Raw genomic sequence first — 12,900 nt, forward strand, 5'->3', positions numbered from 1 at the left:
TTAAACAGTCGGGAAGAGGTCGTGATCGAGGGGTTCGCCGACTGTCAGACCGAGGCCGTCGGTGACCACGTGGCCGGCGCCGGTGTACGTCGCCTCGGCGTCGAAGTAGATGTTGACGTGCGCGATCCGCGGGTCGTCGGTGAAGTTCGGTGTCGCCGAGTGCGCCAGGTAGGCGTTGTGGAACGTGCAGTCGCCGGCCTGCAGCGGGATCGTCAGGCGCTCCTCCCAGCGCAGGTCGGGCGCGGCGCGGAACAGGTCGTCGCGGTCCGACAGGTCCTGGCGCCGCAGGTCCTGGTGGTCCTGCGAGCCCGGGATGAACGTCATACAGCCACGCTCCACCGGCACGTCCACCAGCGCGATCCACGCCGACAACGAGGCTCGCGAACCGGCGTGCGGCCAGTACGGCGCGTCCTGGTGGAACTCGGTCGCCGCGCCGTTGTGCGGCGGCTTGATCAGCAGCTGGTCGTGCCAGATCCGCAGCGGTACGCCGGCCAGCGCGGTCGCCGCCGCGGCGAGACGCGGATCCAGGGTGAGCTCCCGCAGTACGTCGTTCTGCTGCCAGACGTTGACGTACTGGTTGAAGATCTTCGACTCCTTGAACAGGTCGTCGGCGCCCGCGGTCCACTCGGTAGCAGCTGCCGCGAACCGGGCCGCCTCGTCGCGGCCGATGATGTTCCGGATCCGGACGACGCCGTCGCGGCGGTAGGCGGAAATGGTCTCTTCGTCGACGGTCGCGGGTGCCGTAGGGTCGGTCGTGGTCATCGGGGTTCTCCTCGGATTCCGGTGGCCTGGAAGGTCTTTCCAGCGTCGCGGTTGCCTCGGTCCAGGGACAGGCGGTGGTTGACCAGGACTTGACCGATCTTGACCTCCTGGAGGCCGGATGCACAACGTGCTGAGCAGCGAGGTCTTCCCGGACCCGCGGTTGCCGGTGGCCGGCGAGCGGCTCGAGGTGGTCGCGGACGTCGCGCCGCACAGCCACGCGTTCTTCGAGATCGCGGTCGTGGTGGCCGGGCGGGGCACGCATGTGTCGGCGGCCGGCGAGGTCGCGCTGGCGCCGGACTCGGTCGTCGTACTGCGGCCTGGTGAGTGGCACGGGTACGTCGACTGCGAGGACCTCGTGGTGCGGAACGCGTATCTCGGGCCGGATGTGTTCGGCCTGCTGTCCGGTGCCCTCGTGCCGGGATCTCTCGGAGCTCCGGCCCATCCGGCGGTGCAGCACGCGATGCGCCTCTTGGAGTCCGATCTCGCCGAACCCTGGACCCTCGATCAGCTCGCGGCCCGCGTCAACCTCGTGCCCGGGTATCTGATCCGGCTCTTCGGCAAGTCGGTCGGCCTGTCCCCCATGGCCTACCTGAACCGGATCCGCGCCGAGCGCGCCGCCGGCCTCCTGATCGAGACCGAACTACCGGTCAGCACCATCGGAACCATGGTCGGCTGGCACGACCCGAGCCACGCCACCCGACGATTCCGCTCGACATTCGGACTCAGCCCCTCCCGGTACCGATCCGCTTTCAGACCGTAAGCAAAGATGTGCGTATGACGTCGTCGCTGCAAACGCCTGATCCGAATCCTGGCTGGCTGTCCGAGTTCGCACTCGCGGAGACCCGCACGCGGGTACCGATCCTGTACGTCGAGGCCGTTCCGGTGCGCGTCGACACCTCCGGCCAGATCGAGCACATCGGCGTCCTGCTCCGGACCTCCCCCGCGACCGGCGAGATCACCCGCACGCTGGTCTCCGGCCGCGTGCTGCACAACGAGTCGCTCCGCGACGCGCTGCAGCGCAACATCGTCAAGGACCTCGGCCCGGCCGCCTTCCCGCGGCTCCCTGCCACGCTGGTCCCGGTCACCGTCGCGGAGTACTTCCCGTTCCCCGGTATGACCCCGCTGCACGACCCGCGCCAGCACGCGGTCGCCCTCGTGTACGTCGTCCCCGTCACCGGCGAGTGCAACCCACGCCAGGACGCGCTCGAGCTCACCTGGCTGACCCCCGAGGAAGCGCTGTCTTCTAGCTTGCTCAACGACATGGAGGGCGGCCGCGGCCTCCTGCTCAAGCAGGCGCTGGCCTGGTCAGGCGCCATCGTCTGACTCGCACGCACTCAGGTGGGTCAGCCCACGAGATGCTGGGTTTGCGCCCGGGATCTGGTGGGCGAACCCTGCATCTGGTGGGTAGACCCCACGAAAGGTCGCCGGGCTCACCAGGGGAGGCGGCCTTCCTCGGCGTACACGTGGCCGGTTGGTCCGTCGGAGCCGAGCGTTGCGAGGCTGACGGCGACCGCTGCGCCTTGGGCGGGGGTGCGAGCGGCGGTCCAGCCGCCCATGTCGGTTGCGCAGTTGCCGGGGTCCGCGCCGTTCACCAGGATGCCGGTGCCGCGCAGCTCGTTGGCGAGCATGACCGTCACCATGTTCACCGCCGCCTTCGACGCGTTGTAGCCGAGCGTGAGCACGGTCGACAGCCGCGACTCCGGATCGCCGACCTGCGCGAACGACGCCAGCGATGTCGACAGGTTCACGACCCGCGCGGCCTCGGCCTTCCTGAGCAGCGGCAGGAGAGCCTGCGTCACGCCCACCACGCCCAGGACATTCGTCTCGAACGCAGACCGCAGTACGCCGGCCTCGATCTGGGACACCGCGTCGTCGCCCGCGGGGATGATCGCCGCGTTGTTGACCAGTACGTCGAGCCGCCCGTACTCCGCCGCGACGCGATCGGCCGCCTCCCGCACCGAGGTCTCGTCCGTCACCTCCAGCTGGATCCCGACCACATCGAGGCCCTCGGCAACCAGTTCCTTCACCGCCGGCTCGCCGCGGTGCAGGTCCCGCGACCCGGCCAGCACGGTGAACCCGGCCTGCCCGAGCTGCCGTGCGATCTCCTTGCCGATGCCCTTGTTGGCGCCCGTGACGAGCGCGATCTTCGTCGTATTCATGACATCCACCCTCTGGTGGTCCGTTGCGATCAGGCAGAGTCGGCTGAGGCTGGGATCGGCGGTCCCTGGCTGAGCCCGCCGGCGCCTGGGATCCTGGGACCATGGATCGCGACGGGTTGGCGGAGTTCCTGCGGGTACGGCGGGAAGCGCTGCAGCCCACCGATGTAGGACTCCCCGCCGGCCTGCGCCGTCGTACGCCCGGGCTCCGCCGGGAAGAGGTGGCGAGCCTCGCGACCATGTCGACGGACTACTACACCCGTCTGGAGCAGGGCCGCAGTCCACGCCCGTCCCGGGCAGTGCTGACCGGACTCGCCCGCGCGCTGCGGTTGTCGGACGACGAGCGCGGGCACTTGTTCCGGCTCGCGGGCGAGCAGCCCGGGCCGCCACCGGGTCCGTCCGCGGAGGTGCGGACCGGCGTACTGCGGATGCTTGCGCGGCTCGACGTACCGGGTCTGGTCCTGGACGCGAAGTACGACGTACTCGCATGGAATCCACTGGCCGCGGCGCTGATCACTGATTTCTCCGCGCTCCCGCCGCGGGACCGGAATCTGCTTCGCCTCCGCTTCCTCACCGATCGGCAGACTGAGCTGTTCGGCGAGCAGGCCACCCGGGAGTTCGCCCGCGACGCGGCCGCCGATCTTCGTGCGGCGACCAGCACCTACCCGAACGACCCAGCCCTCGCCCAGTTGGTCGAGGACCTCCTGGCCGGCAGCCCGGAGTTCGCGGAGATCTGGGTGCGGCACGAGGTCGGGCGGCAGCAGTCGCTGTGCCAGACGATCTTTCACCCGCAGGTCGGCCGGATCGACGTGATCTGCGAGGTGCTCGTGGTGCCGGAGCGCGACCAGCGCGTGGTGCTGTACACGGCCGAGCCGGGCTCGGCGTCCGAGCAGGCGATCCGGCTGCTGGACGTGATCGGTCTGCAGGAGTTGACAACCGGGCCCTGATCAAGCGACTGTTTGATCCGTTGGTTTCCGACGGAGAGGCTTGCCTGATGCGTAAGTTACTCACGGCGCTGGTCATGCTCGGGTTGCTCGTCGTACCGCTGCGGGCCGCTGACGCCGCACCGGGGACTCTCGTGTTCGCGGACGAGTTCGACGGTACGGCGATCGATCGCACCAAGTGGGCCATCCACTCGAACGCGGAAGCCGACCAATGCCTGGGGAACAAGGACAACCAGCAACTCGAGTGGCACACGTGGGATGCGCTGTCGGTGCACGACGGCACGCTGACGATGACGGCGAAGAAGAACAATCCGGCCCCGGGGTACGAGTGGTCCGGCGCGCTGATCACGACCGGTCAGGCATGCGGGCACGAGCCGTCGCAGTCGTTCGCCGTACAGCCGGGCGACTATGTCGAGACGCGGCTGAAACTCCCGTCCGCCAAGGGCTTCTGGCCGTCCACCTGGACCTGGAACGGTAACGGCTCCAACGAGCAGGACACGTACGAGTTCTACAGCGACAACCACAACGCCCTCTACCTCACCAACCACCAGTCCCCCGGCGGCGGCTGCACCTACCGGTCCGCCACCGACCTCACCACCGACTGGCACACGATCGCCCAGCAACTCGGCCCCGACAAAACCATCTGGTACCTCGACGGCAAGGAAATCTGCCGCCAGGGTCCGTACGCCGGCACCGGCGACGCCCTGATCCTCGACCTGTTCGTCTACGCAAAGATCCCACCCACCACAACCTCCGAGTCAATGCACCTCGACTACGTCCGCGTATACCGCCCGTAAAGGCTGAGGCCCCGCACCTCAGGCAGGTGCGGGGCCTCGGGGGGCACCGGGCGGGGCTGGGATGCCCGGTGCGGTGGTTACTGGCCGGTGAAGGTGAAGGTTGATCCGGGTTCTTTGAGGATGTCGCCGTCTCGGGAGTTGGTGATGGTGACTCCTGCGAGGTTGGCGTTGCCGCGGGCGCCGCCCATTGCGAGGATGCCCGAGCCGTTGTTGGACTTGTCGATGCGAAGGTTGGTCATGGCAACGTTCGGCATCTCGCCGCCGCCGGTCTTGAACTGGATGCCGTCGTAGGTCGAGTCGTGGATCTCGGTGTCCCGGATGGTGACACCGGGGATCGGGAGGTTCGACGGGAACAGCGTGATCGCGCCGAACTCCTGGTCCTCGTTCCAGAACACCCCGCCGCAGCGGTAGAGCGCGTTGTTCGCGATCAGCGTCGTACCGGAGAACGGCAGCGGGTCGTGGTCGGTGGCGAGCATGATTCCGGGGTAGTTCATCGTGTCGTAGACCAGGTTGTTCTCGATCTTGTTGCCGTACCCGCCGTAGATCGCGATCCCGTTCGCCCGCCAGGGCAGCTGCACCGTGTTGTTGGTGAACGTGTTGTCGTGGCCGATGTCCACCGCCTGGTCCTTCACGTACTTGTTCGCCCAGACCGCGAGCGCGTCGTCGCCGGTGGTCCGGAAGGACGAGTTGAACACCTTCGAGTTCCGCGTCCCGTTGGAGAAGTTGATGCCGTCGGCGTACGTGTCCCGGATCCGCATCCCGCTGAACTCGAGCCCGTCGGCCGGCCCCCACAGCTCGGGGATGTTGTCGTAGTCGCGGCCGACCCAGACCCCGACGTTCGAGTGCTCGATCCAGACATTGCTGATCTTCGTATTGGGCCCGAACCGGCCGTTCAGCCCGACACCGCCCTCGGCGTTCCCGTCACCGCCACGGATCCGGCCGGAGCCGAAGATCGCGATGTCCGACAGCTGCACGTTCTTGTCGATGTCGAACCCGAAGTTCCCCTCGTGCGGGTGGTTGATGCCGCCGGCGTTCTGCGGCTCGATCGTCGAGTACAGCTGCGAGTACCACATGCCGGCGCCGCGAATGGTGGCGTTGCTGATCCCGACCTGGTTGTACTGCCCGCGGTTCAGCGGGTCGTCGGTGAGGATCTTCTTCTCCTGCCGCCACTGCCCTTCCGGGATCCAGACACAGCTGATCACGCCGTTCTGGTCGTCCGTGACGGCCCGCTGGATCGCGTCCGCGTCGTCGATCCCGTCGTTCGGCACCGCGCCGTACTGCGTGATCGACGTACACCCGGCCGGCTGCGACAGCGCCGGCGCGACCTGCTCGAGGTCGACCAGATCGATGATGTAGTACGACGCCGTGTCGCCGGCGTCCCGCTGCAGGCGGAACTTCGTACCGGACGGATAGGACTGACCAAGCAGGGCATGTGACTCGTCGAAGAGCCTGCGGGCGTCTCCGCCGGGTGTGTTGGTGAGTGCCTCAGGTCCGTCGCTGTTGCCGTAGAGCCAACTGTTGCGTGACGACAGCGTGAGCTTCTGCTTGAAGGTTCCGTTGACGTACAGGCTGATCGTTGCCTGGAGCCCCTGCCCGTCGGCGGAGTCCGGGATCGAGTTGCGGACCACGATCGAGTTGGTCGGCACGGTCGAGGTGAACTCGACGTACTGGCCGCCGGAGTTCAGCCGGACCGACGAACGGCCGGACGACTCGGTGGCGAAGTTCGTGTGCCCGAACGTCCGCGTCGCGTCGGCGGTCAGCAGGGTCCCGGTGTAGTCGCCGGCTTCGGCCTCGTACGACGTGTACGGTACGGCGGCGCCGCGGCCCACCACGATCGACTTGGTGAAGGTGTTGTTCGTTTCGTTGGTCTCGTCAACGGTATTGCCCGCATCCGCGGTGGCGGTGACGGTTGCGCCGCCGTTGGTCGCCGTCCAGGTCCCGCTGATCGCCACGTTGGCGGTGCCTCCGGCGGCGATCGGCGCGGTGCTGCCGTTGAGCGTGGTGGTGCCGACCACCAGCTTTGTGGTGCTGGCGACGGAGGCCGACGTACCGCGGTTGTTGACGGCGACCGTGAAGGAGACCTGAGTGCCGGGCGCCGGGTTGGCTGGATTGGTGGTGATGCCGGTGACCTGGAGGTCGGGGCCCGGGGCTTGGGCGATGGTCAGCTGGGTCGCTGCCTGGAGCGTGTTGTTGGTGTCGCTCTGCTCGACGACCGCGTTGGCCGGGTCGGCGACCGCGGCGACGGTGTAGTTGCCTTGGGCACGGGTGCCGGCGTTGGCCGTGACGGTGGTGGAGGCACCGGCGGCGAGAGCCTGGACGCTCGCCGTGCCGGCGACCGAGCCGCCGAGGAGGAAGTTGAGACTGCTGGCAGGCGCAGCCGCGGAACCGTTGTTCTTGACGGTCGCGGACAGGGTGATGGGCGTCGACTCGGACGGGTTGACGGGTGACCAGTCGACGTTCGTGACAACGAGGTCGGGGTTGGGCGCCGCCGCCCCGAAGACTTGGAGCTCAGCGACCTGACCGCCGGGCGCACCGGTGTTGCTGAAGACCTGCAGGCGGAGGTCGGCGTACCAGCCGGTGACCGGGATGGTGACGGTGTTCTGGTTGCCGGACGGATCGAACTGGTAGCTGGTCCTGGCGACCGCCGAGGTGAACGTGGTCGCGGACTGTTCACGGCCGAGGACTTCGATGCTCTGCGTGCGCGGACCCCACGCCGAGTCCGGATTGAGCTTGACGACGACCGAGCTGACATCGGCGTTCGAGCCGAGCTTGACGGTCAGGGTCGACGGGAAACCGTTCGACTCCCAGTAGGTGCCGATGTTGCCGTCGTTGGCGTTGGACGCGACGAAACCGAACACCGAGCTCGACGCCTCGATCGGCTTGCCGGAGGCCAGATCGGTGCCGGTCGGAGGTTCGACCGGCCCGCCACCAGGCCCGGCCAGTTCGAACTCCGACAGTTGCGCGGCCGGCCAGCCGGTGTTCGCGGTGAACGTCAGCCGGACGTAGCGCACCGAGGTGTTGCTGAAGGCGATCGTGACGACGTTGGTGCCGCTGAAGTTGTACGCCGTACTGCTGACGATCGTGGTGAACGCCGAGCCGTTCGCGCTGCCCTGGACCGTGATGGTCTGGGTTCGCGCACCCCAGGAGGACGGGAGTTTGAGCGTCACCTGATTGACGTCCTTGGTGGCGCCCAGGTCCGCCTGGAGCCACTGCGGGAAGGCGTTGTTACTGCTCTCCCAGTAGGTGTTCGCGTTGCCGTCGGCGGCGTTGCCACTCGGGTACTCGCCGAGTGAGCTGCTGGCGGTCAGCGTCTTGGTGAGGTCGGCGGCCATCGCGGTCGGGACCGACAGCAGACCGGCGGCGACGAGCAGGGCGGCCAGCAAGAGCCGCAGAAGAGTCTTCCGATGCATCGGGTGGTCCTCCATCGGGGGCGGTGGGAGGTTGCCCGTACTACAGAAATTGCATGAGTCTGGCAATTTCTTGCAGCTCGGGTACCCGAAGCTTGCAGCACCCGTCGCACCACGTCAACACCTCACCACCGACAGAAACACCCCGTCCTGGAGCTCCAGGACGGGGCGTCGCGCGGGGGGTCAGGCGCGGGGGTCAGGCGCGGCGTTGGGTGGCCCAGTCGCGGATCAGCTCGATTCGCTCCTTCAGCTGGGCGGAGGAGGCGTGGGCTGCGGCCGGGCCGCCGAGTTTGCGGCGGAGGTCGTTGTGGATGACGCCGTGCGGCTGGCCGGTGCGGTGGTGCCAGGCGGCGACCAGGCCGTTCAGCTCGCGGCGGAGGAGCCCGATCTGCTCGTGGGTGGCCAGCTCGGTCGGCGTGGGGTCCTCGCGGTCGCTCGTGGACCGCTGCGACTTCTTCTGCGCCGCCAGCGACTTCTGCTGGCGCTTGTGCAGCAACTCCCGGACCTGGTCCGGCTCCAGCAGGCCTGGCAACCCGAGGAAGTCCAGCTCCTCGTCGGACGCGTTGTCGCCCCCGGTGCCGTAGTCACCGCCGTCGAACACCACCCGGTCGAAGCTCGCGTCCGACCCGAGCGCCTCGAAGTTCCCCTCGAGCTCGTCGCTGGCGCCCTCGGTCTGGTTCGCCTGCTTCAGCAGGTCGTCCTCGAGCGCGAAGATGTCCCCGTCATCACCTGTGTTCTTCCGACCGAGGACGTGGTCACGCTCGACCTCCATCTCGGCCGCGAACCCGAGCAGCCGGGTCACCGACGGCACGAACACCGACGCCGTCTCACCCCGCTTCCGGGCCCGCACGAACCGCCCGACCGCCTGCGCGAAGAACAGCGGAGTCGACGTCGGCGTCGCGTAAACACCGACGGCCAGCCGCGGTACGTCGACGCCCTCGGACACCATCCGCACGGCGACCATCCACCGGGAGTCGCCATCGGAGAACTTCTGGATCTTCTTGCTCGCGGCCTTCTCGTCCGACAGCACGACCGTTGGCGCCTCGCCGGTGAGCTCGCGCAGCGTCTTCGCGTAGGCGCGGGCCGTGTTCTGGTCACCCGAGATCACCAGCGCACCGGCGTCCGGCATGTGCCGCCGTACCTCGGTCAGCCGCTTGTCCGCGGCCGCCAGCACCGCGCCCATCCACTCGCCGGCCGGGTCCAGCGCGGTCCGCAGCGCCTGGGCGGTCAGGTCCTTGGTCAGCGGCTCGCCGAGCCGCGCGGCGACCTCGTCACCGGCCTTCGTCCGCCAGCGCATCTCGCCCGAGTACGACATGAAGATCACCGGACGTACGACGTGGTCGCGCAGCGCGTGCCCGTACCCGTAGGTGTAGTCCGCCTTGCTCCGGGCGACGCCGTCGTGACCCTCTTCGTACGTCACGAACGGGATCGGGTTGTCGTCGCTGCGGAACGGCGTACCGGTCAGGCAGAGGCGGCGGGCGGCGGGCTCGAACGCCTCGCGGACGCCGTCACCCCAGCTGAGCGCGTCACCGCCGTGGTGCACCTCGTCCAGGATCACGAGGGTCTTGAACCGCTCGGTCCGGACCCGGAACGCCAGCGGGTTCACCGCGATCCCGGCGTACGTCACCGCGACGCCCTGGTAGTCCTTGTTCGTCTTCCCGCGCCGCCCGGCGAACGCGGGGTCGATCGCGATCCCGGCCTTGTCGGCAGCCTCGGCCCACTGGACCTTGAGGTGCTCGGTCGGCGTGACCACGGTGATCCGCTCGATCTGCCGCCGGTGCAGCAGTTCGGCGGCCACGGTCAGCGCGAACGTCGTCTTCCCGGCGCCCGGTGTGGCCACCGCCAGGAAGTCGCGCGGGTTCTTGTCCAGGTAGAGCTGGAGCGCCTCGGCCTGCCAGGCTCGCAGCTTGCTCGCGGTACCCCACGCGGCCCGGTCCGGATAGGCCGGTGGCAGGACCGCAGGGTTGGCCGGCACGTGCGAATTCACAGACAGCTACTCCCCCGAAGGTCGACAGTGTGCCGGGCAGGAAGGTTACCCGAGATCCGTGACGAGATCAGATCCGGCATTCCCCGGGCTGTGGAAAAGTTCCGGGTCGGCTGGTGACACGTCCTACACTCGGGGGTATGAGTACTCAGCTGACCCCCGGTGCGGAGACGGTTGTCGACGAGCGGACCAACACGTCGCCGGCAGAGCCGGGTGATCACGAGCGGTTCTCGCACTACGTGCCGAAGGACAAGCTGACCGAGGCGATGGTGATGGGCACGCCGGTGGTCGCGCTGTGCGGCAAGGTGTGGGTCCCGAGCCGCGACCCGCAGCGGTTCCCGGTCTGCCCGGAGTGCAAGGAGATCTGGGACTCGCTGAACCCTGATGACGAGGGCGGCGACGAGTAGCCCCTCCGGCCAGCCCCGCGGCCTAGTTCTGGGTCGGGTCGTCCGGGTACGTCGCCAGGTACGCCATCTGGTCGGTCTGGCGGCGCAGGACCCGGCGCCACAGGGTGTCCGGGTCGTGGCCGAACACGTCCTCCGGCACCGACTCGACGACGTACCAGGCGCCCTCGGCGATCTCGCCCTCGAGCTGGCCGCCGGACCAGCCGGCGTACCCGGCGAAGATCCGCATCCGCGTGATCGCGCCCTCCAGCAGCGCCGGCGGTACGTCGAGGTCGACCAGACCGATCCGCCCGAAACACCCCCGCCAGCCGGGCGGGTCCGTGGACTCGGCGACCTCGGCGACCGCGAGCGCGCTGTCGGTGCCGACCGGGCCGCCCATGAACAGCACCCCGGGCTCGTCGACCGCGGACGACCAGTTCGGCAGCACCTGCCCCACGGACAGGTCGGCGGCGCGGTTCACCACCACCCCGAGCGCGCCGTCGTCGTCGTGATCCAGCAGCAGGATCACCGACCGGCGGAAGGGCGGCTCGTCGAGCAACGGCGTGGCCACCAGCAGCGAACCGGTCAGGGTCGAGGCCGTCATACCCCCATCATGGCGTACGACGGCCCACCCGGCTCGGCCCGTACCTGGCCAGCCAGGCCCCCAGCGCGACCCCGGCCACGTCGGCGAGCGCGTCGAACGGATCGCCGTCGCGCTGCGGCAGCAGCCAGTGCTGCACCAGTTCGCTGACGACCGCGTTCGCGACCAGTGCCCCGAGCAACCAGCGGGCCGGCAGCCCGACCTTCGTCCCGGTGAACGCGACCGCCGCGAACAGGAAGCAGTGCGCGACCTTGTCGATCTGCGGGATCCCCACGTGCGGACCCGCCTCGCGCGGCGCGTAGACGCCGTACAGCTGCAACGCCACCGCCGCGACGAAGGCGATCCGCCAGGCCCAGACCCGTACCCGCGAGCCGGTGTCCGCCGAAACCGTTCCGGTCACAGAGTCACTCACAGCGCCAGTCACAGTGCCGGGGTGTCGTCCGGGAAGCTCTCGTGCGCGGGGGCCTTGCCGCCGGCCGCGTCGCGGACGGCGTGCGCGACGCGCGTGTGCACCTCCGGGTGGAAGACGCTCGGCACGATGTAGTCGGCGTTCAGCTCGTCGTCGGTGACGACACTGGCCAGGGCCTTCGCCGCGGCCAGTTCCATGTCGATCGACACCTTCGACGACTGCGCGTCGAGCAGACCGCGGAAGACACCGGGGAAGACCAGCACGTTGTTGATCTGGTTCGGGAAGTCGCTGCGTCCGGTCGCCACCACGGCCGCGTGCTCGTGCGCCGCGGCCGGGTCGACCTCCGGGTCCGGGTTGGCCAGCGCGAAGACGATCGCGTCCTTGTTCATGGTGGCGATGTCGGCGCCGTTCAGGATGTTCGGCGCGGAGACGCCGATGAACACGTCCGCCCCGCTCAGCGCGCCCTTCAGGTCACCGCTGTACTTCGCCGCGTTGGTGTTCTCCGCGATCCAGCGCAGCTCCGGCGACAGGCCCTCGCGCTCCGGGTGGATGACACCTCCGATGTCGGCGACGCAGGTGTCCTTGACGCCGGCCTTGATCAGCAGCTTCAGGATCGCCGTACCGGCCGCGCCCGCGCCGGACAGCACGATCCGCACGGCACCGATGTCCTTGCCGACCACCCGCAGCGCGTTGTAGAGCGCCGCCAGCACCACGACCGCCGTACCGTGCTGGTCGTCGTGGAAGACCGGGATGTCGAGCTCCTCGCGCAGCCGGGCCTCGATCTCGAAGCAGCGCGGCGCGGAGATGTCCTCCAGGTTGATCCCGGCGAAGCCCGGCGCGATCGCCTTCACGATCGAGACGATCTCGTCCGGGTCCTGGGTGTCCAGGCACAGCGGCCAGGCGTCGATCCCGGCGAACCGCTTGAACAGCGCGGCCTTGCCCTCCATCACCGGCAGCGCGGCCTTCGGGCCGATATTGCCGAGGCCCAGTACGGCGGAACCGTCGGTGACGACCGCGACGCTGTTGCGCTTGATCGTCAGCCGGCGCGCGTCGTCCGGGTTGGCCGCGATCGCCAGGCAGACCCGCGCGACACCCGGCGTGTAGATCATCGACAGGTCGTCACGGTTGCGGATCGGGTGCTTGGCCTCCATCGAGATCTTGCCGCCGAGGTGCATCAGGAAGGTCCGGTCCGACACCCGACCGATCTCGACGCCCGGTACGGCGCGCATCGCCTCGACCAGGCGGCCGGCGTGCTCGGTGTCGGCCGCGGCGCAGGTGACGTCGATCCGCAGCCGCTCGTGGCCGGACGCGGTCACGTCGAGCGCGGTGACCAGACCGCCGGCCTGCTCGACCGCGGTCGTCAGCTTGCTCACCGTCGAGCCACCCGCGGGCACCTCGAGGCGAACGGTGATGGAGTACGAAACACTCGGCAAGGCAGTCACGCGGGTGATCCTCTC

General features: G+C 68.8%; 12 protein-coding genes. 5 read left to right on the forward strand and 7 right to left on the reverse strand.

Annotation, left to right across the window (positions count from 1 at the left end; translation table 11 throughout):
• Complete coding sequence (locus EV647_RS10275; protein WP_134001324.1) at window positions 1-762, reverse strand: phytanoyl-CoA dioxygenase family protein; 762 nt, start codon at window positions 760-762, stop codon at window positions 1-3.
• Window positions 763-880: 118 nt separating this feature from the next.
• Between EV647_RS10275 and EV647_RS10280 the strand changes: the two genes are divergently transcribed.
• Window positions 881-1,522 (forward strand): AraC family transcriptional regulator, encoded by a 642-nt coding sequence (locus tag EV647_RS10280; protein ID WP_134001326.1) that lies wholly within the window; start codon window positions 881-883, stop codon window positions 1,520-1,522.
• A gap of 14 nt (window positions 1,523-1,536) precedes the next feature.
• Window positions 1,537-2,085 carry an NUDIX hydrolase family protein gene (locus EV647_RS10285; protein WP_134001328.1) on the forward strand — a complete coding sequence of 183 codons (549 nt, stop codon included), beginning with the start codon at window positions 1,537-1,539 and terminating at the stop codon, window positions 2,083-2,085.
• A 107-nt stretch (window positions 2,086-2,192) separates the two neighbouring features.
• Here EV647_RS10285 and EV647_RS10290 read toward each other — a convergent pair whose 3' ends face one another.
• The gene (locus EV647_RS10290) at window positions 2,193-2,921 is read right to left on the reverse strand and encodes an SDR family oxidoreductase (RefSeq protein WP_134001330.1); all 729 of its coding nucleotides are present in this window, start codon (window positions 2,919-2,921) and stop codon (window positions 2,193-2,195) included.
• Between the two features lie 101 nt (window positions 2,922-3,022).
• On the opposite strand from EV647_RS10290, the gene EV647_RS10295 reads away from it, so the two are divergent.
• Both EV647_RS10295 and EV647_RS10300 read left to right on the forward strand, forming a co-directional pair.
• On the forward strand, window positions 3,023-3,865 hold the full coding sequence (locus tag EV647_RS10295) for a helix-turn-helix transcriptional regulator (protein ID WP_134001332.1): 843 nt from the start codon (window positions 3,023-3,025) through the stop codon (window positions 3,863-3,865).
• A 47-nt stretch (window positions 3,866-3,912) separates the two neighbouring features.
• Complete coding sequence (locus tag EV647_RS10300) at window positions 3,913-4,659, forward strand: family 16 glycosylhydrolase (protein WP_134001334.1); 747 nt, start codon at window positions 3,913-3,915, stop codon at window positions 4,657-4,659.
• Between the two features lie 77 nt (window positions 4,660-4,736).
• Here the strand turns inward: EV647_RS10300 and EV647_RS10305 are convergent, their stop codons facing one another.
• Together EV647_RS10305 and EV647_RS10310 are read right to left on the reverse strand one after the other, a co-directional pair.
• Window positions 4,737-8,069 (reverse strand): CARDB domain-containing protein, encoded by a 3,333-nt coding sequence (locus tag EV647_RS10305; RefSeq protein ID WP_134001336.1) that lies wholly within the window; start codon window positions 8,067-8,069, stop codon window positions 4,737-4,739.
• Window positions 8,070-8,262: 193 nt separating this feature from the next.
• Window positions 8,263-10,053, reverse strand: a complete 1,791-nt coding sequence (locus EV647_RS10310; RefSeq protein ID WP_134001338.1) for a DEAD/DEAH box helicase — start codon at window positions 10,051-10,053, stop codon at window positions 8,263-8,265.
• Between the two features lie 137 nt (window positions 10,054-10,190).
• Here EV647_RS10310 and EV647_RS10315 point away from each other — a divergent pair, with 137 nt between their 5' ends.
• Window positions 10,191-10,457 (forward strand): DUF3039 domain-containing protein, encoded by a 267-nt coding sequence (locus EV647_RS10315; RefSeq protein ID WP_133791090.1) that lies wholly within the window; start codon window positions 10,191-10,193, stop codon window positions 10,455-10,457.
• A gap of 22 nt (window positions 10,458-10,479) precedes the next feature.
• Here the strand turns inward: EV647_RS10315 and EV647_RS10320 are convergent, their stop codons facing one another.
• From EV647_RS10320 to EV647_RS10330, 3 genes are read right to left on the reverse strand one after another with little or no spacing between them, the layout of a single operon-like run.
• Entirely contained in the window at window positions 10,480-11,037 is a 558-nt protein-coding gene (locus EV647_RS10320; RefSeq protein WP_134001340.1) for a YqgE/AlgH family protein, read from the reverse strand.
• A 7-nt stretch (window positions 11,038-11,044) separates the two neighbouring features.
• Complete coding sequence (locus tag EV647_RS10325; protein ID WP_238177128.1) at window positions 11,045-11,446, reverse strand: VanZ family protein; 402 nt, start codon at window positions 11,444-11,446, stop codon at window positions 11,045-11,047.
• Window positions 11,447-11,454: 8 nt separating this feature from the next.
• Window positions 11,455-12,885, reverse strand: coding sequence for an NAD-dependent malic enzyme (locus EV647_RS10330; RefSeq protein WP_134001342.1), 1,431 nt, complete (start codon window positions 12,883-12,885; stop codon window positions 11,455-11,457).
• Between the last annotated feature and the right edge of the window lie 15 nt (window positions 12,886-12,900).

Source organism: Kribbella sp. VKM Ac-2566, from assembly GCF_004366005.1.
In the GTDB taxonomy this organism is placed as follows: Bacteria; Actinomycetota; Actinomycetes; order Propionibacteriales; family Kribbellaceae; genus Kribbella; species Kribbella pratensis.